The organism is Pseudomonas sp. P7548, assembly GCF_013386585.1.
In the GTDB taxonomy this organism is placed as follows: Bacteria; Pseudomonadota; Gammaproteobacteria; order Pseudomonadales; family Pseudomonadaceae; genus Aquipseudomonas.
On record NZ_JACARO010000012.1, the window covers coordinates 1 to 19,904 of the forward strand.

Here is a 19,904-nt window from a genome sequence, read left to right on the forward strand (position 1 = left end):
TGGGGCAAGAGCCCTTTGCTGACTTTGGGCTGGGCCGGCATTCCGGCTCTTTTCCAAAGTGAGCCGCCGTAAGGGCGGAACCCTAAGCAGCCGTTACCCCAAAAACGGATATGTACCCCGTCCGAGAAACCGCCTATCCCGACAAAAACACTAGGACTTTGTACCTGCGTAATATTTTGGCGTAAACTGCCGGCAAGCCTGTGAGGAGTTTCCATGACTGCCATAACCATTACCGACGCCGCCCACGATTACCTGGCTGACCTGCTGTCCAAGCAGAACACCCCGGGTATCGGCATCCGCGTCTTTATCACCCAGCCCGGCACCCAGTACGCCGAGACCTGCATTGCCTACTGCAAGCCGGGTGAAGAAAAGCCTGAAGACACCGCCCTGGGGCTGAAAAGCTTCACCGCGTACATCGATGCCTTCAGCGAAGCCTTCCTTGACGACGCTGTAGTCGATTACGCCACCGACCGCATGGGCGGCCAGTTGACCATCAAGGCGCCCAACGCCAAGGTGCCGAACGTCAATGCCGACAGCCCGGTCAACGAGCGCATCAACTACTACCTGCAAACCGAGATCAACCCGGGCCTGGCCAGCCACGGCGGCCAGGTCAGCCTGATCGACGTGGTTGACGACGGCATCGCCGTATTGAAGTTTGGCGGCGGCTGCCAAGGCTGCGGCCAGGCGGACGTGACCTTACGTGAAGGCATCGAGCGCACCTTGCTCGAACGTATTCCAGAGCTCAAGGGCGTACGCGACGTGACTGACCACACGCAGAAAGAAAACGCCTACTACTGAGTAAGGCGTTCACTGCGAACAAAAAAACGGCGCCCCGTGAGCGCCGTTTTTTTTATGTCTTAAATTCAATGGCTTGTACTATCTATTTAACAAAATAGATCAACTGTGGGAGCTGGCTTGTCGGGTCGCCGCATCGCTGCGATAGCGTTATATCAGCAGACAAATGTTTTATCTGGCACACCGTCATCGCGGGCAAGCCCGGCTCCCACAGGGTTTTGCGTAGCTCTCAGGGCTTGATCAAGGGCGGTAGAGGTGAGCATGACCTGCGCGGTACAGCGAGGACTCGCTGAAGCTGTCACTGGCCAGCACTCGGCCCACCACAATCAGCGCCGTACGCCGAAAGCCCTTGGCGGCCACCTTCTGGGCAATATCCGCCAGTGTGCCGACCGCCCAATCCTGGTCCGGCCATGTCGCCCGGTGCACCACCGCAATCGGGCAGTCGGCGCCATAGTGTGGCAGCAGCTCAGCGACGATTTTTTCCAGGTGGTTGACCCCCAGGTGGATCGCCATGGTCGTGCCATGCCGCGCTAGGCTGTCGAAGCTCTCGCCGGCCGGCATGCCTGTTTTATCGGCATAGCGGGTCAGAATCACGCTCTGGGCGATGTCCGGCAGGGTCAACTCGGTTTCCAGCAGCGCCGCACAGGCGGCCACTGCGGTAACGCCCGGGATGATCTGGAAAGGAATGCCCAACTCGCGCAAATGACGGATCTGCTCGCCAATCGCCCCGTAAAGGCTTGGGTCGCCGGAATGCACCCGCGCCACGTCCTGGCCTTTGGCGTGGGCTGTCTTGATCAGGTCGATGATCTGTTCCAGGTGCAGTTCGGCGCTGTTAACCACGATTTCTGCCTGATGGCCTTCCAGCACCGCAGCGGGCACCAGCGAGCCGGCATAGATGATCACCGGGCAGTTACGGATCAGCCGCTGACCCTTGACGGTGATCAATTCCGGGTCGCCGGGGCCTGCGCCGATGAAGTAGACGGTCATGGGAAATTCCTGTCGAAAAACGGGCGAGCATGAAAGTGGCTCATGATCGGAAGCGGCGATTATCGGGATTTTAGCCGGCGCACGCCAACGCAAAGGTAGCCTGGGCGGCTTTTTTGCGGGTGATCAGCAGTTCGGCAGGGGCGCCCGCGAGGTGTTCGGCCAGGGCCAGGGCAGCGCTTTCGGCGACGCCGTAGCAGCCGGTATGGGCAAAGGCGACCTCGGATTTGTGACTCAAACGCTCGGCATAAACCGCCAGTTGTCCTGCGTTGAAACAGTGCAACGGGAGATCCAGCGCCCGGGCCATGGCCCGTATTCCCGGTTCATCCTTTTTCAGATCGATACTGGCCAGCGCGGTAATGCTGTTGCGATCAACGCCCCCCTCCGCGAGGGCGCTGTCAAACAGATCCAGTAGGGCGTGAACGTCACAACCCCGCTGGCAGCCCAAGCCGACCGCCAGGATCATGCGGCGTAGTGATCGTCACGGTTGCGACGGAACAACCACGCGCTGATCAGGCCCAGCGCCAGCCAGAAGGCGACGTTGGTCAGGTGCGAGGCGATCTTGAACTGCGCTTCCAGCGCCTCGGGTGCCAGCATCGAGTGCACTTCCGGTTGTGGCGCGCCGATGACGTGAGGCACGGCCAGGATCGCGGCACCCAGCACTTTCAGCAGCCAGTTACGGCCAAACACCAGCAGCGCAATACCGGCGGCGGTGGAGGCGGCGGTGCCGATCCACCAGATCTGCCGTTGCGCCAGATCGGCTGCCGCAGTGCCTGGCAGCTCAGGTGGCAGGCCCATGGTCGGCGCCAGTACGAAGGTGGCGTAACCGGCCAAGCCCCACAGCAAGCCTTGCGCGGTACGGGTCGGTGCGCGCAGGGTGTAGAGACCGGCCAACATCAGGGCGAAACCGACTGCTACGACCAGGTTGCCGCCTGTGGTGGACAGCACACGCTGCCAGCCATCTTCCGGCTCCCAGGCCTCGGCGTCATGGCTGTGGGCGGCGGCGCCTTCGGCGTGTTCGTGGGCCACTTCGGTGGCGGCCGGGGCGTTTTCGAAGGTTTCCGCCTGCAGAATCAGCGGGGCGACCCAGAAGCTTTGCAGCAGGGTCAGCAGCAGGGCGGCCAGCAGGCCAGTGAACCCTGCGGTTTGCGCAATACGCTTGATCATGTCGGCAAGTCTCAGTGGCACGGGAACGCGGCGCTGTGGCGGGTATCGTGGGCTGCGTTGTGCACCGCCTCGATATGCGAGAAACCGGCGAAATACACCAGGCACGCGCCGAGGATCGACGCACCGATGGCGGCGGTCAGGCGTTGGCTGAGGGTGGTGGTGTTGCCGGTGGCGTGCGAGGTGCTGCTGATGATCGACATGGCGCGTCCCTTCAGGGTTTCAGGGTGACACGAGCGCATGAAAACCCCGCGAGCCGGGCACGCAGGGTTCGAACAGCGCCCGCCCACCGCGGGTTTGTTATCTGATTTTTTCGGGCCGGTCTCCGGGCTTGCGAGGGGGCTCTTGGGAGAGTCCTGAAAGCATCGCCTTCCCATGCAAGTGCACAGTGGTTATGACGCTTCGCTCGCTTACCGTTGCGGGGGCAGCACCGGACTGGTCATATCGCTATGACGCACCGGTTTCCCGTTTCACCCTTTGCAGGGCACCCGAAACAAGATGTGTAGGAGAACATGGGCGGTTGATGTGCGTCAAACACCTTGAACGGCTGTAAATGTTTAAGGTGTTTGACGGATAGGGTTGACCTCAAGGGTGACGAGCGATCGATGTTACTTTTTTGTGGATCAGACAAATTTTTATATCATCTCGAAATGAACCTGACTCTGCGATGATCGGAAGCGTAGGTGATCAAGTAGTCAAGGTTGTCATGATCAAACCTCTCGTCTTGTAATCCTCTTCCGCTGAGTGTCCAGCCCACTCCGATGTCCAGCTGGTTGAGAAGCTCGGTGCGTTTGAGGATCTCCTCGGCAATGGCTGAGGCTTTTGGAGAGAAGGTTCTCGTGGTTGGCACCTGACCGGCGGCCTCTTTTAATTCTTTGAAGTTGACGTATTCATCGCCCTGTCCGGCTGCATATTCATCGAAGTGTTTCTTCACCTCTTGTAGCAACTCTTTGTCACTGTAGGACCAGACCTGGGGCTTTTGCTCTGTTGTACTTCTCTTTGCCCGAGTTTCGAGGCTACTCGTGCTGGTGTATGCAGCGTGTTGGATCTGAATACTGTCCTGCGGGGCATCAGCTTCTTTCTCGCCTTTGTAGCTCGGCGAGTTGGGTGGCAGGTTAAAGTGGAGAGGGTAAAGTGTCATGTTTGATCCTTTATTGCGTTGGTATGTCTGGCGCGCATTGAGCGCTTATGAGCCAAATCTGTGTGGTGCAAAAGTCCAAGCTGTTCCTAGCTGGCTATCGGGCAATTAATGCGAGTTGTAAGTTTCATTCGACTGCCGCGGTATGGCGCGAACCTCATGTGTTGGCATTGACCCGCTCTGTGGCACTGCGTAGCCTTGCACCCTCGAGGTTCTCCAGCCCAGGCCGGAGCTAAGAAGGGAACGCGGTCCAAGCCGCGGCTGCCCCCGCAACTGTAAAGGGTTCAGCTGACTGCCACGCCACTGCCGACAAGGCGGGAAGGCGCAGCCAGCGCCGGTCGCAAGACCCGCACGCCCCAAGCCAGGAGACCTGCCTCGCAACCGATTTTCTACTTCAACCGGGCGGGGTGATCCGGTGACGAAATCCGCTGCTGCGCGCCGTCGCAGGGCCTATCGTCCCGTATGCCCGCCCCAAAGGGCATCCGATGAAAACACTGGCCAAACTCCCCGTCACCATCGTTACCGGCTTCCTCGGCTCGGGCAAAACCACCTTGCTGCGCCACATGCTCGACAACGCCCAGGGCCGTCGCATCGCGGTAATCGTCAACGAATTCGGCGAATTGGGCATCGACGGTGAAATCCTCAAGCAGTGCTCCATCGGTTGCACCGAAGAAGAAGCCAACGGCCGCGTCTACGAGTTGGCCAACGGCTGCCTGTGCTGCACCGTGCAGGAAGAGTTCTTCCCGGTGATGCGCGAACTGGTGGCCCGTCGTGGTGACCTCGACCACATTCTCATCGAAACCTCAGGCCTGGCCCTGCCAAAACCCTTGGTACAAGCCTTCCAGTGGCCGGAAATCCGCAGCGCCTGCACCGTCGACGCGGTAATCACCGTGGTCGACAGCCCGGCCGTCGCCGCGGGCACCTTCGCCGCCTTCCCGGACCAGGTCGACGCCCAGCGTAAACTGGACCCGAACCTGGATCACGAGTCGCCGTTGCACGAGCTGTTCGCCGACCAACTGGCCAGCGCCGACCTGGTGATCCTCAACAAAACCGACCTGATCAACCCGGAAGACCTGGCCCGCGTGCGCCTGGAAGTCGCCGAAGAGCTGCCGCCTGCGGTGAAGATCATCGAAGCCAGCAGCGGTCGCCTGCCGCTGGACGTGCTGATCGGCTTGGGTGCCGGCTCTGAAGAGCACATCGACGGTCGCCACAGCCATCACGATCATCACCACGAAGGTGAAGACGACGATCACGACCACGACGCCTTCGATTCCATCTCTATCGACCTGCCGCAAGCCGACGAAGCCCTGCTGCTCGACGCTCTGACCCAACTGGTGGTGCAACACGGCATCCTGCGCGTCAAAGGTTTCGCGGCCATCCCGAACAAGCCGATGCGCCTGCTGATCCAGGGCGTGGGTACGCGTTTCGACAAGCACTTCGACCGTGCCTGGGGCGCTGACGAAGCGCGCATCACGCGCCTGGTGCTGATCGGTCAGGACCTCGATGCCGCCGGCCTCGAAGCGCAGTTGCGCGCCGCACTCAGCGTCTGACCCATGCACCTGCTCAGGACCCAGCCCGGTGGTTTCGTCTCGGACGACAATATTGCCGACCTTGGCCAAACCCCCGCTGACCTGGTGATCCTGTGCAGCGGTGATTCCAGCCTGGCATTGCTGGCCGAAGCGGCCCAGCAATTGCCCGATGACTACCCCAGCTTCCGGCTGGCCAACCCGATGCAGGTGCAGAACCATGCGTCGGTCGACCTGTACGTCGATGAAGTGCTGCGCCACGCCAAGGTCATCCTGATTTCGCTGCACGGCGGCATCGGTTACTGGCGATACGGCATCGAGCGGCTGGTGGAGCTGGCCGAACGCGGCGTGCAGCTGATCCTGGTGCCGGGGGACGATCGCCCGGACCCGGAACTCAGCAGCCTGAGTACGGTAAACGCCGAAAGCCGCGACCGCCTGTGGCACTTCCTGCGCCAGGGCGGCCTGGGCAACGCGCTGGATTTCTATCGCTGCCTGGCCAGCGCTTACCTGGGCCGCGACTACACCTGGGCCGAGCCGCAAACCCTGCCGCGCACGGCGATTTATCACCCGCATATAGCCAACCCGCGCCTGAACGATTGGCAGGCGGACTGGAACGCCGAGTGGCCAGTGGCTGCGGTGCTGTTCTACCGCTCGCATTTGCAGGCGGCCAATACGGGTTTTATCGATGTGTTCTGCCAACGCTTACAGGCAGCGGGCCTTAACCCGCTGCCGATTGCGCTGGCCAGTTTGAAAGAGCCCGGCTGCCTGACGGTGGTCGAGGACCTGCTGGATGAAGTGGGTGCGGCGGTGATTTTGAACACCACCGGCTTTGCCCAATCCAGCCCCGAAGCGCCGCATTTGCGACCGTTTCGCCGCAATATCCCGGTGATCCAGGCGATTTGCGCCCAAGACAACGAGCCCGGCTGGCAGGCCAGCGAACAAGGCCTGGGCCCGCGCGACCTGGCGATGCACATTGCCTTGCCGGAGCTGGACGGGCGCATCATCAGCCGGCCGATCAGTTTCAAGGACCTGGCCTGGCGCAGCGAGCGCAGCCAGTCGGACGTGGTCTGTTACCGCGCCGCGCCTGAACGCATGGACTTTGTCGCTGAACTGGCGCGGCGTTGGGTCGAGCTGGCGCGGGTGCCGAATGCTGACAAGCGCATCGCGCTGATCCTCGCCAACTACCCGACCCGCGACGGCCGTATCGGCAACGGCGTGGGCCTGGATACGCCAGCTGCCGCGCTGAATATCCTGCGGGCGCTGCAAGCCGAAGGTTATACGCTGCCAAACGCGCTGCCCGAGAGTGGTACTGCGCTGATCCACGATTTGCTCGGTGGCGTCACTAACGACCTCGACAGCCTCGACCTGCGCCCCTGCCATCAAAGCCTGAGCTTGGATGACTACGAGGCGATGTTCAGTCGCCTGCCTGAATCCAACCGCCAAGCTGTTTTGGCACGCTGGGGTGCACCGCACAGCGATCCGATGTTCCGCGACGGCCGCATGATGATCGCCGGCCTGCGTCTGGGCCTGACGTTTGTCGGCATCCAGCCGGCGCGTGGCTATCAAGTGGACGCCAGCGCCGTCTATCACGACCCGGACCTGGTACCGCCTCACGCCTACCTGGCGTTTTACTTCTGGCTGCGCCACACCTACGGCGCCCACGGCGTGATCCACGTGGGCAAGCACGGCAACCTCGAATGGCTGCCCGGCAAGGGCGTGGGCCTGTCGGAAAACTGCTGGCCCGATGCATTGCTGGGGCCGTTGCCGAATATCTACCCGTTTATCGTCAACGACCCGGGCGAGGGCGCCCAGGCCAAGCGGCGTACCCAGGCGGTGATCATCGACCACTTGATGCCACCGCTGACCCGCGCCGAAACCTACGGGCCGCTGCGCAACCTTGAATTGCTAGCAGACGAATACTACGAAGCGCAGTTGCTCGACCCACGCCGCGCCCTGGAATTGCAGAAAGACATCCTCAAGCTGGTGCGCGAAACCCGCATCGACCAGGAGCTTGAGCTGGACAGCGAGGCGGACGCCGCCGTTTGGCTGCCGCGCCTGGACACTTACCTGTGTGACTTGAAGGAATCGCAGATCCGCGACGGGCTGCATATTTTCGGCGAGTCGCCCGAAGGTCGGCTGCGTATCGACACCTTGCTGGCCTTGTTGCGTATCCCGCGTGGCGATGGGCGCGGCCCGCAATCGAGCCTGTTGCGGGTGCTGGCCAAGGCATTCGACCTCGGCTTCGACCCTTTGGACTGCGCCCTTGCCGAACCCTGGACCGGGCGCCGTCCGCTTGTATTGCAGAAAATCGACCCACAGTTGTGGCGCACCGCAGGCGACACCCGCGAGCGTTTGGAACTGTACGCCGCGCGGTTGATCGAGCAGGCGCTGGAAGGGCCGCTGGAACAGCTGGAAGAACCCGGTTGGGAAGACGTGAAGGCGGTGATCGAGAGCCTGCGCATCGTCGTCGCGCCGCGCCTGGATGCCTGCGGCCCGGCCGAAATGCGCGGCTTGCTCGATGCGTTAGCCGGCCGCTTTGTACCCGCAGGGCCGAGCGGCGCCCCCAGCCGTGGACGCCTGGACGTGCTGCCCACCGGTCGCAACTTCTTCACCGTCGATGTGCGTAACTTGCCCACCACGACCGCCTGGCGCATCGGTTTCCAGTCCGCCAACCTGATTCTTGAGCGCCACTTGCAAGACCACGGTGACCACCTGCGTCAGCTGGGCCTGTCGGTGTGGGGCACGGCCACCATGCGCACCGGCGGTGATGACATTGCCCAAGCCATGGCGCTGATGGGCGTGCGCCCGGTGTGGGCCACGGGCAGCCAGCGGGTGGATGACTTCGAGATCCTGCCGATCAGCCTGCTGGACCGTCCGCGTGTCGATGTGACGTTGCGAGTGTCAGGCTTCTTTCGCGATGCGTTTGCCAATTTGATTCGCCTGTTTGACGCGGCGGTGCAGGCGGTAGCGGCGTTGGATGAGCCGGACGATATGAACCCGCTGGCGGCCAAGGTGCGCAGCGAGCGTGAGGCGTTGCGTGTGTCCGGCCTGGACGAAGAAACCGCCGCCAAGCAGGCCGGGTGGCGCATCTTTGGGGCCAAGCCCGGTGCCTATGGGGCCGGCGTGCAGGGCGCGGTCGACGGTCGCCTGTGGCAAACCCGTGAAGACCTGGCCGAGGTCTACCTCAATTGGGGCGGCTACGCCTATGGCGGTGCCGACGAAGGCACGGCCGCCCGTGAACAATTCGCTCAGCGCCTGAGCCAGGTGCAGGCGGTGTTGCAGAACCAGGACAACCGCGAGCATGACCTGCTCGACTCCAACGACTACTACCAATTCCAGGGCGGCATGCTCGCCGCCGTGGAAACCCTGAGCGGCGACAAGGCCGCCAGCTATCATGGCGACCACAGCCAACCTGATTTGCCGAAGATCCGCACCTTGAAGGAAGAGCTGAACCGGGTGATCCGTTCCCGCGCTGCCAACCCCAAGTGGATCGAAGGTGTGAAGCGCCATGGCTACAAAGGTGCGTTCGAAATGGCCGCGACCGTGGACAATCTGTTCGCGTTCGACGCCACCACCGCGCTGATCGACGATCATCAATACGCGTTGCTTGCCGACGCCTACCTGCTGGACCCTGACACCCGGGCCTTTGTGCAACAGCACAACCCCGATGCCCTGCGCAATATGGCCGAGCGCATGCTCGAAGCCCAGCAGCGCGGCCTGTGGCAAGAGCCCGGGGCTTACAAGGCGGCGTTGGAAAACCTGTTGCTGGATATAGAAGAAGACAGCTGATGACTGATACTCCGCATTTTCCGCTGTCCGCTGTGGTCGGCGCCGACGACTTGAAACTGGCCCTGTGCCTGACCGCCATCGACCCCAAGATTGGCGGCGTGCTGATCGAAGGCCCGCGCGGGATGGCCAAGTCCACCTTGGCGCGTGGGTTGGCAGACCTGCTGGCCAGCGGGCAGTTTGTGACCTTGCCGCTGGGCGCTACCGAAGAACGCTTGGTCGGCACGCTGGACCTGGACGCAGCCCTCGGCGAAGGCCGTGCGCAGTTTTCCCCTGGCGTGCTGGCCAAGGCCGACGGTGGCGTGTTGTACGTCGATGAAGTCAACCTGCTGCCCGACCACCTGGTGGACCTGCTGCTCGACGTGGCCGCCAGCGGCACCAACCTGATTGAACGCGACGGTATCTCGCACCGCCATTCGGCGCGGTTTGTGCTGATCGGAACCATGAACCCGGAGGAAGGCGAGTTGCGCCCGCAATTGCTCGACCGCTTCGGCTTCAATGTAGCGCTGAGCGGGCAGACCTTGCCGGCCGAGCGGGGGCAGATCATCCGCCGCCGCCTGGATTTCGACAGTGACCCCGTGGCGTTCCTTGCACACTGGGCCGCAGAACAGGCCGCACTGCGTGAGCGTTGCACCCTGGCGCGGGCGCGGCTCGACAGCATTGCGCTGGATGATGCGGCGCTGGCACAGATCACCGAGCGCTGTTTTGCGGCCGGTGTCGATGGCCTGCGTGCGGACCTGGTGTGGTTGCGCGGCGCCAGGGCCCATGCGGCATGGCGCGGTGCGGGTGTCATCGCTGAAGAGGATATTGAAGCGGTCGCCGAGTTTGCCCTGCGTCATCGCCGCCAGGTGCAGACCCCACCGGCGAGTCCGCCGAGCGAAGGGCCGTCGCCCAAGCCATCCGACACCTCGCCGAGCCAAGGCCAGGGCCAATGGGGTGACATGCCCGCGCCGGCCCTGCCCACAGGCGCACGCCGTGAAGTCCCCACCTGGCCAAAAAAGCCCTAGGCATTCGCCCTCGACCTGACGCGGGGGCGGATGCCCGGCCCAAGGCGGGGCGAGTGGAAAAAGGCAGGCACGGCAAGGCGCGCAGCGCCAGGCAGGGCGCGATCAACTGGCCCGGCACGTTGCTGGGCGGCCGCCCGCAATCGCGAGAGGATTTGCTGTTCCACCTGCGCAGTCGTGCTGCCCATGAGCTGTGGCTGGTGATTGTCGATGCGTCTGCGTCTACCCGGCGCCACCGAGCACTGACCGATGCCAAGGGCTTGTTGGCCCAACTGTTTGATGACGCTTACCGCCAGCGGGCGCGCATGGCGTTGCTGACGGCCAGCGGGCAGGCGCCGAAGTGGCAGGTTCAGGGGTTGAAGGCGGCGAAGGGCTTGGTGGGTTGGCTGGAGCAATTAGGCGCGGGCGGTGGTACACCGTTGCTGGCAGCGCTGACCGAGGCGGGGCATTGGTTGGCGGTGCGGCGCAAGCGGTATCCGACGGAGCAGCAACGGTTGCTAGTGATCACGGATGGGCGCCTCAAGGATGTTGCCGAGTTGCCTCACTTGGAGTGCCCAGGACTGCTGGTGGATATCGAGCGCGGCCCGATTCGCCTAGGCCGTGCCCAGGCGTTGGCAGCCGGGTTGCAGCTGGATTATCGGCATATCGACAAGTTGTAGTGCCTGAAGTACCGCCATCGCAGGCAAGCCAGCTCCCACATTTTGAACGCGCCGCCTATCACATGTGGGAGCTGGCTTGCCTGCGATGAGTCCCTTGAATGCACCGCAAAGCAATCAGCCAGCCCCCGGCACATTCGGCCAAAGATCTGCCACCAGGAACAGCCGTTCGGCCTCTTCCCAATCCTCACCCACCTGAACCATCCGCACCAGCAACTGCGCCGGTGCCATCGGGTCCAGTTCTGCCAACCAGCCGTGCATCCGTTCTTCACTCCAGACGTCGTCCGCCGGGTAATGCGCCGGCGCCAGCCACGCATGGCGGGGCAGGGGTTGCCAGCGGCCGGGCGCGCTGGCGCTGGCAAATGCGCGCCAATCGCGCTGATGCAGCCAGCGTCCGCGCAGGTGCTGTGGGTGCGCGCCATTCGGTGACTCCGCCAATCCAGGCCAGGGGTAAAGCAAATAGCCACCCAACCACAAATGCGCATCGAACTGCTGGATATCCAGCGCCGCCAACGCTTCACGGCTTTCAGGGCGTGCAGATATCGGCAGTTGGTGCTGGGCCAGGTGGGCCAGCTTGCGGTCCAGTCGATCATGGCAACCGGGGCCCAGCCACAGGGCCGCGTCCCTGCCATCACCGTCCTGTGGGCCCAGGTAGAGCTTGATCGCCAGTTCCAGGTGATGCACGCCATCGCGATCACGAATCAGCATGTCCAACTCGCCCAGGGTGTGCCCGGCGCGACGGATCGGCAGGTTGGCAGCGATCAGTTCCACCCCCGGCGCATGCTGCACCGCAAATTGCCACAGCCGCTCGTAATAAAGGCCCAGGCGCCGGGTGCGTGCCTGGCTCAGCCACTGCTGCAACGCGCTGCTGTCTTGATCAAGTGTGCGTAACCAGTGTTCGAGAAGATGGGGCGCCTGCACCCAGTCGCTGCCGGCCAGCGGGTGGCGTTGCGGCCACGGCGTGTGCGTGAGCATCGGCGGGGCGAGCATCACCCACGCCAAGTCGCGCACCTCCGGGTGGCGCAGTTGGCGGGGCAGGTTGTGCAGATCGGGGAACACAGTCATGGTCCGAGCATAGCCTTTTACGTGCGGTGCAGGTGGCTGAGAACCGTTGTCATCAAGGCCTGACGGCGACAAAGGGTTTTGCCTGACGCGGCCTTTCGCCCATAATCGTTCTTTTTTGCCACACCCCAAATCCCGCAGGAGCCCCATGGAGCAATTTCGCAATATCGGCATTATCGGTCGCCTGGGCAGTACCCAGGTGTTGGACACCGTCCGCCGGCTGAAAAAATTCCTGCTGGAACGCCACCTGCATGTGATCCTCGAAGACACCATCGCCGAGATTCTTCCCGGCCACGGCCTGCAGACCTCGTCGCGCAAGATGCTCGGCGAAGTGTGTGACATGGTGATTGTGGTCGGCGGCGACGGCAGCCTGCTCGGCGCCGCCCGCGCCCTGGCACGGCATAACGTGCCGGTGCTGGGGATCAACCGGGGCAGCCTGGGGTTTCTGACCGATATCCGCCCGGATGAGCTGGAAGTCGAAGTGGCCAAGGTGCTCGACGGCCATTACCTGGTGGAAAACCGCTTCCTGCTGCAAGCCGAAGTGCGTCGCCACGGCGAAGCCATCGGCCAGGGCGATGCGCTGAACGACGTGGTGCTGCACCCGGGCAAATCCACGCGCATGATCGAGTTCGAGCTGTATATCGACGGCCAGTTCGTGTGCAGCCAAAAGGCCGACGGCCTGATCGTCGCCACGCCTACTGGTTCCACGGCGTATGCGCTGTCGGCGGGTGGCCCGATCATGCATCCCAAGCTCGATGCCATTGTGATCGTGCCGATGTACCCCCATATGTTGTCCAGCCGGCCGATTGTGGTCGACGGCAACAGCGAGCTGAAAATCGTGGTGTCCAAAGACATGCAGATCTACCCGCAGGTGTCCTGCGACGGGCAGAACCATTTCACCTGCGCCCCCGGTGACACCATCACCGTGAGCAAGAAGGCGCAGAAGTTGCGGTTGATCCACCCGCTGGATCACAACTACTACGAAGTGTGCCGCACCAAGCTGGGCTGGGGCAGCCGCTTGGGGGGTGGAGGCGACTGATGCTCGATCCCGCGCGTAGCTACGACCTGATTGGTGACGTGCACGGTTGCGCTCATACCCTTGAGCACTTGCTCGACCAGTTGGGCTACCACAAGATCGGCGGTGTCTGGCGGCACCCGTCGCGGATGGCGGTGTTCCTCGGCGATATCATCGACCGTGGCCCGCGTATCCGCGAGGCGCTGCATATCGTCCATGACATGGTCGAGGCCGGCCAGGCGCTGTGCATCATGGGCAACCATGAATTCAATGCCCTGGGCTGGACCACGCCTGCGCCGCCGGGCAGTGGCAAGCAGTTCGTGCGCGAGCACAACCCACGGCACGCGCGGTTGATCCACGAAACCCTGACCCAGTTCGAGCAGCACCCGGGCGACTGGCATGACTTCCTCGGCTGGTTCTACGACATGCCGTTGTTTGTCGATGCCGGGCGTTTCCGTGTGGTGCACGCGTGCTGGGACGACGGTTTTATCCAGCCTTTGCGCGCCACCTTCCCGGACGGCTGCATCGACCAGCATTTCCTGCAAGCCGCCGCCGTGCCGGGCAGTTTTGCCTGCAATGCGTTCGACCGCCTGCTGCGCGGCACCGACATGCGCCTGCCGGATGGCCTGACGCTGACCGGTGGCGATGGCCTGACGCGCTCGTTCTTCCGCACCAAATTCTGGGAAGACGACCCGAAGACCTACGGCGACATTGTGTTCCAACCCGACGCGCTGCCCGAACCGGTGGCCCGTACGCCGTTGTCGTCCACACAAAAGAATTCCCTGCTGCGCTACGGCGTGGACGAACCGTTGTTGTTCGTCGGCCACTACTGGCGCAGCGGCAAGCCGGCACCGATCCGCGAGAACCTGGCCTGCCTGGACTACAGCGCCGTGTTGTACGGCAAGCTGGTGGCGTATCGCCTGGACCAGGAAACCCAATTGGATCCGCGTAAATTTGTATGGGTCGACGTCGAGCGTCCCGAGGTTATCTCATGAGTACCGTGGCTGTATTGCGCTTGCCGTTGAGCGTCGACCTGGGCGGTTTCGTCAAGCTGCTGCAACGCATGCAGGTGCCCCATCGCGTCAGCGAAGAAGCGGGGGAACAGGTGCTGTGGGTACCGGAAACCATCAGCGATGACGTGCGCGTGCTGTATCAGCGTTTTCCTGCCGGCGACCCGGACCAGCAACTGGATATTCCCGAACAGTTCCAGGCGCCGCAGACGCGCCCCAGTTTCGCCCAGCAACTGCGCATGAGCCCCGTGACCGCGCTGGTGCTGTTGGCGAGCATCATCGTGGGCGCGGTGACGTTGCTCGGTGAAAACCTGCAGACCATGGGCTGGCTGACTTTCCTGCCGTTCCGCGTGCTGGGCGAGTACATCCAGTTCACACCGCTGGCCGACAGCCTGGCGTCGGGGCAGTGGTGGCGACTGGTCACGCCGATGCTGATTCACTTCGGCATCCTGCACCTGGCCATGAACGGCATGTGGTACTGGGAGCTGGGCCGGCGCATCGAGGTGCGCCAGGGCAGCATCAACCTGCTCGGCCTGACCCTGCTGTTCAGCCTGGTCTCTAATTACGCGCAGTACGCCTATGGCGGCCCGAGCCTGTTTGGCGGGTTGTCCGGCGTGTTGTATGGCCTGCTCGGGCATTGCTGGATTTTCCAGTTGTTATCGCCTAACCCGGCTTATCGCCTGCCCCGTGGCGTGCTGGCGATGATGCTGATCTGGCTGGTGCTCTGTATGTCGGGGCTGATCTCGATGATCGGCTTCGGCGAAATCGCCAACGCGGCGCATGTGAGCGGTTTGCTCATCGGTTGCCTGACGGGTTTGCTGGGTGGGTTGTACAACCGCCGCAAAGCCTCACTTTGATAAGGAAGAGCCTTATGTCCTCTTTTGCTGAAATGATCGAAAACATCACCCCGGATATCTACGAGAGCCTCAAACTGGCCGTGGAAATCGGCAAATGGTCCGATGGCCGCAAGCTCACTGCCGAGCAGCGCGAATTGTCCCTGCAGGCGGTGATCGCCTGGGAAATCCAGAACCTGCCGGAAGACCAGCGCACCGGCTACATGGGCCCGCAGGAATGCGCGTCCAAGTCGGCGCCGGTGCCGAACATCCTGTTCAAGTCGGATGCGATCCATTGATTGAAATAGGTCGCGGTGCAGTCAGCAAGATGTCGGCGCAACTCGGTGAGCCGACCGTTCAATACGCCTTTCGCCTCGGCGAAACCGAGGTGCCGGTCAACCCCATGATCGGCACCCACGTGCGCCTGGAATACCTCGGCGCGATCCATTGCAGCCATTGCGGCCGCAAGACCAAGACCAGTTTCAGCCAGGGTTATTGCTACCCGTGCATGACCAAGCTGGCCCAGTGTGACCTGTGCATCATGAGCCCCGAGCGTTGCCATTACGACGCCGGCACGTGCCGTGAGCCAAGCTGGGGCGAGACGTTCTGCATGACCGACCATGTGGTGTACCTGGCGAATTCCTCGGGGATCAAGGTCGGCATCACCCGCGCCACCCAGTTGCCGACCCGTTGGCTGGACCAGGGCGCGAGCCAGGCATTGCCGATCATGCGCGTGGCCACCCGCCAACAGTCCGGCTTCGTCGAAGACCTGTTCCGCAGCCAGGTGGCCGACAAGACCAACTGGCGCGCGCTGCTCAAGGGCGATGCGCAGTCTGTCGACCTCAAGCAGGTGCGCGATGAGCTGTTCGCCTCGTGCGCCGAAGGCCTGCTGGGGTTGCAGGAGCGCTTTGGCCTGCAGGCGATCCAGCCGGTGACCGACCTGGAGCCGATCGAAATTCGCTACCCGGTGGAGCAGTACCCGGCCAAGATCGTCAGCTTCAACCTGGACAAGAACCCGATTGCCGAAGGCACGCTGCTGGGGATCAAGGGCCAGTACCTGATCTTCGACACTGGCGTTATCAATATTCGTAAGTACACGGCCTACCAGCTCGCCGTGCATCAGTAGAAGGATGCTATCCATGCGCACCGAACAACCGAAGATGATCTACCTGAAGGACTATCAGGCGCCGGACTACCTGATCGACGAGACGCACCTGACCTTCGAGTTGTTCGAGGACCACAGCCTGGTCCACGCGCAGCTGGTGATGCGCCGCAACCCGGCGCGTGGCGCGGGCCTGCCGCCGCTGGTGCTGGATGGCCAGCAGCTGGAGCTGTTGAGCGTGAACCTGGCCGACCAGGAACTGACGGCCGCTGACTACCAGTTGACCGACAGCCACCTGACAGTGCACCCGCAGAGTGAGACCTTTACCCTGGACACCACGGTAAAGATCCACCCGGAAACCAACACGGCGCTGGAAGGCTTGTACAAATCCAGCGGCATGTTCTGCACCCAGTGCGAAGCCGAAGGTTTCCGCAAGATCACCTATTACCTCGACCGCCCGGACGTGATGAGCACCTTCACCACCACGGTGATTGCTGAACAGCACAGCTACCCGGTGCTGCTGAGCAACGGCAACCCGATCGCCAGCGGCCCGGGCGAAGACGGCCGTCACTGGGCGACCTGGGAAGATCCGTTCAAGAAACCGGCGTACCTGTTTGCGCTGGTGGCCGGTGACCTGTGGTGCGTCGAAGACAGCTTCACCACCATGACCAACCGCACCGTGGCGCTGCGCATCTACGTCGAGCCGGAAAACATCGACAAGTGCCAGCACGCCATGACCAGCCTGAAGAAATCCATGCGCTGGGACGAAGAAACCTACGGCCGCGAGTACGACCTCGACATCTTCATGATCGTGGCGGTGAACGACTTCAACATGGGCGCGATGGAGAACAAGGGCCTCAACATCTTCAACTCCAGCGCCGTGCTGGCCCGCGCCGAAACCGCCACCGACGCTGCGCACCAGCGCGTCGAGGCGATCGTCGCCCACGAATACTTCCACAACTGGTCGGGCAACCGCGTGACCTGCCGCGACTGGTTCCAGCTGTCGCTCAAGGAAGGGTTCACCGTGTTCCGTGATTCGGGCTTCTCTGCCGACATGAACTCGGCCACGGTCAAGCGGATCCAGGACGTGGCGTACCTGCGTACCCACCAGTTCGCCGAAGACGCCGGCCCGATGGCCCACGCGGTGCGCCCGGACAGCTTTATCGAGATCTCCAACTTCTACACCCTCACCGTGTATGAAAAGGGTTCGGAAGTGGTCGGCATGATCCACACCTTGCTCGGCGCCGAAGGCTTCCGCAAAGGCAGCGACCTGTACTTCGAACGTCACGATGGCCAGGCGGTGACCTGCGACGATTTCATCAGGGCCATGGAAGACGCCAACGGCGCCGACTTGAGCCAGTTCAAGCGCTGGTACAGCCAGGCGGGTACGCCACGTTTGACAGTGAGCGAGTCCTATGACGCTGTGGCCAGGACCTACAGCCTGACCTTCCGCCAGAGCTGCCCGGAAACGCCGGACAAAGTTGAAAAGCTGCCGTTCGTGATCCCGGTCGAGCTGGGCTTGCTGGACGGGCAGGGCGCCGCTATCGCCTTGCGCCTGGCCGGTGAAGCGGCGGCAGGTGGTACGTCCCGCGTGATCTCCGTAACCGAGGCCGAGCAGACCTTCACTTTCCTCGACATCGCCGAACAGCCGTTGCCATCGCTGCTGCGCGGTTTTTCGGCGCCGGTGAAACTGAGCTTCCCGTACAACCGCGACCAACTGATGTTCCTGATGCAGCACGACAGCGATGGTTTCAACCGCTGGGATGCGGGCCAGCAACTGTCGGTGCAAGTGTTGCAGGAGCTGATTGGCCAGCATCAGGCCGGCCAGCCGCTGAAGCTGGATCAGCGCCTGATCGACGCGCTGCGCACGGTGCTCAGTGATGAGTCGCTGGACCAGGCGATGGTTGCCGAGATGCTCTCGCTGCCGAGCGAAGCCTACCTCACCGAAATCAGCGAAGTGGCGGATGTAGAGGCCATTCACACGGCCCGCGAGTTCGCCCGCAAGCAATTGGCCGATCAGTTGTTCGAAGGCTTGTGGCTGCGTTACCAGGCCAATCGCGAGCTGTCGAAGACGACCCCGTACGTGGCCGCTGCCGAGCACTTTGCCCGTCGCGCCTTGCAGAACATCGCGTTGTCTTACCTGATGCTCAGTGGCAAGCCTGAAGTGTTGGCGGCCACCTTGGATCAGTTCGACACCAGCGACAACATGACCGAGCGCCTGACGGCACTGGCGGTGCTGGTGAATTCGCCGTTCGAGGCGGAAAAAGCCCAGGCCCTGGCGGTGTTTGCCGAGAACTTCAAGGATAACCCTCTGGTCATGGACCAGTGGTTCAGCGTGCAGGCCGGCAGTGTGTTGCCGGGCGGGCTCGCGCGGGTCAAGGCGCTGATGGAGCACCCTGCGTTCAACATCAAGAACCCGAACAAGGTGCGGGCACTGGTGGGCGCATTCGCCGGTCAGAACCTGATCAACTTCCATGCGGCCGATGGCTCGGGGTATCGCTTCCTGGCAGACCTGGTGATCCAGCTGAACGGGTTCAACCCGCAGATCGCCTCGCGCCAACTGGCGCCGTTGACCCGCTGGCGCAAATACGACGGTGCGCGCCAGGCCTTGATGAAGGCCGAATTGGAGCGCATTCGTGGCTCGGGTGAGCTGTCCAGCGATGTGTTTGAGGTGGTCAGCAAAAGCCTTGCCTAATCATTCCGTGTAATGAAAAACGGCCCGTTCGGGCCGTTTTTTTGTCTCAAATAACCGGTGGCCGTGGGGTGTCCAGCAGATTATCGACCGGGAACCGTTCGGCGATGATGCCGTGGGGCACGCCCAATGGAATCGCGCTGGCGGTATCCAGGCGCGTCACCTGTTCAGCAGATAACACCACATTCAGGGCGCCGAGGGTGGCGTCCAGCTGGGCGCGGGTGCGTGAGCCGAGGATCGGGATCAGCGCGGTGGTGGAGCGTCGGGCTTTCTCGCGCAGCCAGGCGATGGCGACGTGGGTCGGCGTGGCGTCCAGTTCGGCGGCCACTGCCAGCAGGGTGTCGAGCACTGCCGTTTCGCGGGCACTTTTCTCGGCGTGGATCAGCATGCCCAGCTTGTTGGCGCGGTTATCGCCTTGGCTCTCACGGTACTTGCCGGTGAGAAAACCGCCACCCAACGGCGACCACAGCGTGGCGGCCAGGCCCAGGGCTTCGGCCATCGGCAGCAATTCGCGGTCGGCGGTGCGTTCGGCCAGGCTGTATTCCACCTGGATGCCGATGATGGGTGAAAAGTTGCGCACTTCCGCCAACAGGTCGGCACGGGCAATGCGCCAGGCGGGGAAGTTGGACAGGCCGGCGTAGTGGATCTTGCCTGCACGCACCAGGTCGTCGAAGCCGCGCAGGATCTCTTCCATGGGCGTGACGTTGTCGCTCATGTGCGCCCAGAGCAGGTCGATGTGGTCGGTGTTCAGACGCTTGAGGCTTTCTTCCACGGCCCGCACCATGTTCTTGCGGTTGTTGCCGACCTTGATCGTGTCGGCATCGGCTGGTTGGGTGCGCAGGGTGTATTTGGTGGCGACCACCAGGTTGTCACGCTCTGAGGCAATGAACTCGCCCAGCAATTCTTCCGCCTGGCCGAATTGGTAGCCGTTGGCGGTATCGAGGAAGTTGCCGCCGGCCTCAAGGTAGCCATCGAACATCTGCTTGGCTTCGTCTCGCTCGGCGCCATGCCCCCAGCCCGTACCAAAATTCCCCGTGCCCAATGCCAGTTCCGAGACCTGCAGACCGCTGCGGCGGCCAAAGACTTTATTGCGCATACACACTCCTTGACGCTCAGGTGTTGTTTAAATGTTTTGTG

At 62.6% G+C, this 19,904-nt stretch carries 18 protein-coding genes, 1 pseudogene and 2 riboswitches; of the genes and pseudogenes, 11 read left to right on the forward strand and 8 right to left on the reverse strand.

Annotation, left to right across the window (positions count from 1 at the left end):
- A pseudogene (locus tag HX803_RS32580) lies at window positions 1-215 on the reverse strand (hypothetical protein); the annotation flags it as partial.
- Between HX803_RS32580 and nfuA the strand changes: the two are divergent.
- Entirely contained in the window at window positions 214-798 is a 585-nt protein-coding gene (gene nfuA / locus HX803_RS05920; protein ID WP_003190728.1) for a Fe-S biogenesis protein NfuA, read from the forward strand. The pseudogene HX803_RS32580 and the gene nfuA sit on opposite strands and share 2 nt — an antisense overlap.
- Window positions 799-1,035: 237 nt before the next feature.
- Here nfuA and cobM read toward each other — a convergent pair whose 3' ends face one another.
- The 5 genes from cobM to HX803_RS05945 all read right to left on the reverse strand — a co-directional run bounded on the left by cobM (window position 1,036) and on the right by HX803_RS05945 (window position 4,084).
- Window positions 1,036-1,782 carry a precorrin-4 C(11)-methyltransferase gene (cobM, locus tag HX803_RS05925; RefSeq protein ID WP_178919584.1) on the reverse strand — a complete coding sequence of 249 codons (747 nt, stop codon included), beginning with the start codon at window positions 1,780-1,782 and terminating at the stop codon, window positions 1,036-1,038.
- Between the two features lie 70 nt (window positions 1,783-1,852).
- Window positions 1,853-2,245: a cobalamin biosynthesis protein gene (locus HX803_RS05930; protein WP_178919585.1), complete on the reverse strand. Its 393-nt coding sequence runs from the start codon at window positions 2,243-2,245 to the stop codon at window positions 1,853-1,855.
- The gene (locus HX803_RS05935; protein ID WP_178919586.1) at window positions 2,242-2,946 is read right to left on the reverse strand and encodes a CbtA family protein; all 705 of its coding nucleotides are present in this window, start codon (window positions 2,944-2,946) and stop codon (window positions 2,242-2,244) included. Before HX803_RS05935 ends, HX803_RS05930 begins: the two co-directional genes overlap by 4 nt.
- A gap of 11 nt (window positions 2,947-2,957) precedes the next feature.
- The gene (locus HX803_RS05940) at window positions 2,958-3,146 is read right to left on the reverse strand and encodes a CbtB-domain containing protein (protein WP_176997787.1); all 189 of its coding nucleotides are present in this window, start codon (window positions 3,144-3,146) and stop codon (window positions 2,958-2,960) included.
- A 95-nt stretch (window positions 3,147-3,241) separates the two neighbouring features.
- A riboswitch (cobalamin riboswitch) is annotated at window positions 3,242-3,450 on the reverse strand.
- Between the two features lie 133 nt (window positions 3,451-3,583).
- Complete coding sequence (locus tag HX803_RS05945; protein WP_178919587.1) at window positions 3,584-4,084, reverse strand: hypothetical protein; 501 nt, start codon at window positions 4,082-4,084, stop codon at window positions 3,584-3,586.
- 189 nt (window positions 4,085-4,273) lie between these two features.
- Window positions 4,274-4,474, forward strand: a riboswitch (cobalamin riboswitch).
- A gap of 92 nt (window positions 4,475-4,566) precedes the next feature.
- Here HX803_RS05945 and cobW point away from each other — a divergent pair.
- From cobW to HX803_RS05965, 4 genes are read left to right on the forward strand one after another with little or no spacing between them, the layout of a single operon-like run.
- Window positions 4,567-5,631 carry a cobalamin biosynthesis protein CobW gene (gene cobW, locus HX803_RS05950; protein ID WP_178919588.1) on the forward strand — a complete coding sequence of 355 codons (1,065 nt, stop codon included), beginning with the start codon at window positions 4,567-4,569 and terminating at the stop codon, window positions 5,629-5,631.
- A gap of 3 nt (window positions 5,632-5,634) precedes the next feature.
- Window positions 5,635-9,396, forward strand: a complete 3,762-nt coding sequence (gene cobN / locus HX803_RS05955) for a cobaltochelatase subunit CobN (protein WP_178919589.1) — start codon at window positions 5,635-5,637, stop codon at window positions 9,394-9,396.
- Window positions 9,396-10,400: an ATP-binding protein gene (locus HX803_RS05960; RefSeq protein WP_178919590.1), complete on the forward strand. Its 1,005-nt coding sequence runs from the start codon at window positions 9,396-9,398 to the stop codon at window positions 10,398-10,400. The genes cobN and HX803_RS05960 overlap by 1 nt, the downstream gene beginning before the upstream one ends.
- 53 nt (window positions 10,401-10,453) lie before the next feature.
- Entirely contained in the window at window positions 10,454-11,056 is a 603-nt protein-coding gene (locus HX803_RS05965) for a VWA domain-containing protein (RefSeq protein ID WP_178919591.1), read from the forward strand.
- Window positions 11,057-11,170: 114 nt separating this feature from the next.
- Here HX803_RS05965 and HX803_RS05970 read toward each other — a convergent pair whose 3' ends face one another.
- The gene (locus HX803_RS05970) at window positions 11,171-12,118 is read right to left on the reverse strand and encodes a DUF1853 family protein (RefSeq protein WP_178919592.1); all 948 of its coding nucleotides are present in this window, start codon (window positions 12,116-12,118) and stop codon (window positions 11,171-11,173) included.
- A 145-nt stretch (window positions 12,119-12,263) separates the two neighbouring features.
- On the opposite strand from HX803_RS05970, the gene HX803_RS05975 reads away from it, so the two are divergent.
- The 6 genes from HX803_RS05975 to pepN are packed head-to-tail and all read left to right on the forward strand — an operon-like array spanning window position 12,264 to window position 18,770.
- A complete protein-coding gene (locus HX803_RS05975; protein WP_003217892.1) occupies window positions 12,264-13,154 on the forward strand; it encodes an NAD(+) kinase in 891 nt (296 codons plus the stop codon).
- A complete protein-coding gene (locus HX803_RS05980) occupies window positions 13,151-14,125 on the forward strand; it encodes a metallophosphoesterase (RefSeq protein WP_371319376.1) in 975 nt (324 codons plus the stop codon). The genes HX803_RS05975 and HX803_RS05980 overlap by 4 nt, the downstream gene beginning before the upstream one ends.
- Window positions 14,122-14,997, forward strand: coding sequence for a rhomboid family intramembrane serine protease (locus tag HX803_RS05985; protein WP_178919593.1), 876 nt, complete (start codon window positions 14,122-14,124; stop codon window positions 14,995-14,997). Before HX803_RS05980 ends, HX803_RS05985 begins: the two co-directional genes overlap by 4 nt.
- A gap of 14 nt (window positions 14,998-15,011) precedes the next feature.
- Complete coding sequence (locus tag HX803_RS05990; protein ID WP_016972751.1) at window positions 15,012-15,272, forward strand: YeaC family protein; 261 nt, start codon at window positions 15,012-15,014, stop codon at window positions 15,270-15,272.
- Window positions 15,269-16,099, forward strand: coding sequence for a DUF2797 domain-containing protein (locus HX803_RS05995; RefSeq protein ID WP_178919594.1), 831 nt, complete (start codon window positions 15,269-15,271; stop codon window positions 16,097-16,099). The genes HX803_RS05990 and HX803_RS05995 overlap by 4 nt, the downstream gene beginning before the upstream one ends.
- A 13-nt stretch (window positions 16,100-16,112) precedes the next feature.
- The gene (gene pepN / locus HX803_RS06000) at window positions 16,113-18,770 is read left to right on the forward strand and encodes an aminopeptidase N (protein ID WP_178919595.1); all 2,658 of its coding nucleotides are present in this window, start codon (window positions 16,113-16,115) and stop codon (window positions 18,768-18,770) included.
- Between the two features lie 46 nt (window positions 18,771-18,816).
- On the opposite strand, the gene HX803_RS06005 is transcribed toward pepN, so the two are convergent.
- The gene (locus tag HX803_RS06005) at window positions 18,817-19,863 is read right to left on the reverse strand and encodes an aldo/keto reductase (RefSeq protein ID WP_178919596.1); all 1,047 of its coding nucleotides are present in this window, start codon (window positions 19,861-19,863) and stop codon (window positions 18,817-18,819) included.
- Between the last annotated feature and the right edge of the window lie 41 nt (window positions 19,864-19,904).

Excerpts from the sequence above, each read along its gene's own strand:
- nfuA (WP_003190728.1), top strand. The coding sequence starts at position 214 with ATGACTGCCATAACCATTACCGACGCCGCCCACGATTACCTGGCTGAC.
- cobM (WP_178919584.1), bottom strand. The coding sequence starts at position 1,782 with ATGACCGTCTACTTCATCGGCGCAGGCCCCGGCGACCCGGAATTGATC.
- HX803_RS05930 (WP_178919585.1), bottom strand. The coding sequence starts at position 2,245 with ATGATCCTGGCGGTCGGCTTGGGCTGCCAGCGGGGTTGTGACGTTCAC.
- HX803_RS05935 (WP_178919586.1), bottom strand. The coding sequence starts at position 2,946 with ATGATCAAGCGTATTGCGCAAACCGCAGGGTTCACTGGCCTGCTGGCC.
- HX803_RS05940 (WP_176997787.1), bottom strand. The coding sequence starts at position 3,146 with ATGTCGATCATCAGCAGCACCTCGCACGCCACCGGCAACACCACCACC.
- HX803_RS05945 (WP_178919587.1), bottom strand. The coding sequence starts at position 4,084 with ATGACACTTTACCCTCTCCACTTTAACCTGCCACCCAACTCGCCGAGC.
- cobW (WP_178919588.1), top strand. The coding sequence starts at position 4,567 with ATGAAAACACTGGCCAAACTCCCCGTCACCATCGTTACCGGCTTCCTC.
- cobN (WP_178919589.1), top strand. The coding sequence starts at position 5,635 with ATGCACCTGCTCAGGACCCAGCCCGGTGGTTTCGTCTCGGACGACAAT.
- HX803_RS05960 (WP_178919590.1), top strand. The coding sequence starts at position 9,396 with ATGACTGATACTCCGCATTTTCCGCTGTCCGCTGTGGTCGGCGCCGAC.
- HX803_RS05970 (WP_178919592.1), bottom strand. The coding sequence starts at position 12,118 with ATGACTGTGTTCCCCGATCTGCACAACCTGCCCCGCCAACTGCGCCAC.
- HX803_RS05975 (WP_003217892.1), top strand. The coding sequence starts at position 12,264 with ATGGAGCAATTTCGCAATATCGGCATTATCGGTCGCCTGGGCAGTACC.
- HX803_RS05985 (WP_178919593.1), top strand. The coding sequence starts at position 14,122 with ATGAGTACCGTGGCTGTATTGCGCTTGCCGTTGAGCGTCGACCTGGGC.
- HX803_RS05990 (WP_016972751.1), top strand. The coding sequence starts at position 15,012 with ATGTCCTCTTTTGCTGAAATGATCGAAAACATCACCCCGGATATCTAC.
- pepN (WP_178919595.1), top strand. The coding sequence starts at position 16,113 with ATGCGCACCGAACAACCGAAGATGATCTACCTGAAGGACTATCAGGCG.
- HX803_RS06005 (WP_178919596.1), bottom strand. The coding sequence starts at position 19,863 with ATGCGCAATAAAGTCTTTGGCCGCCGCAGCGGTCTGCAGGTCTCGGAA.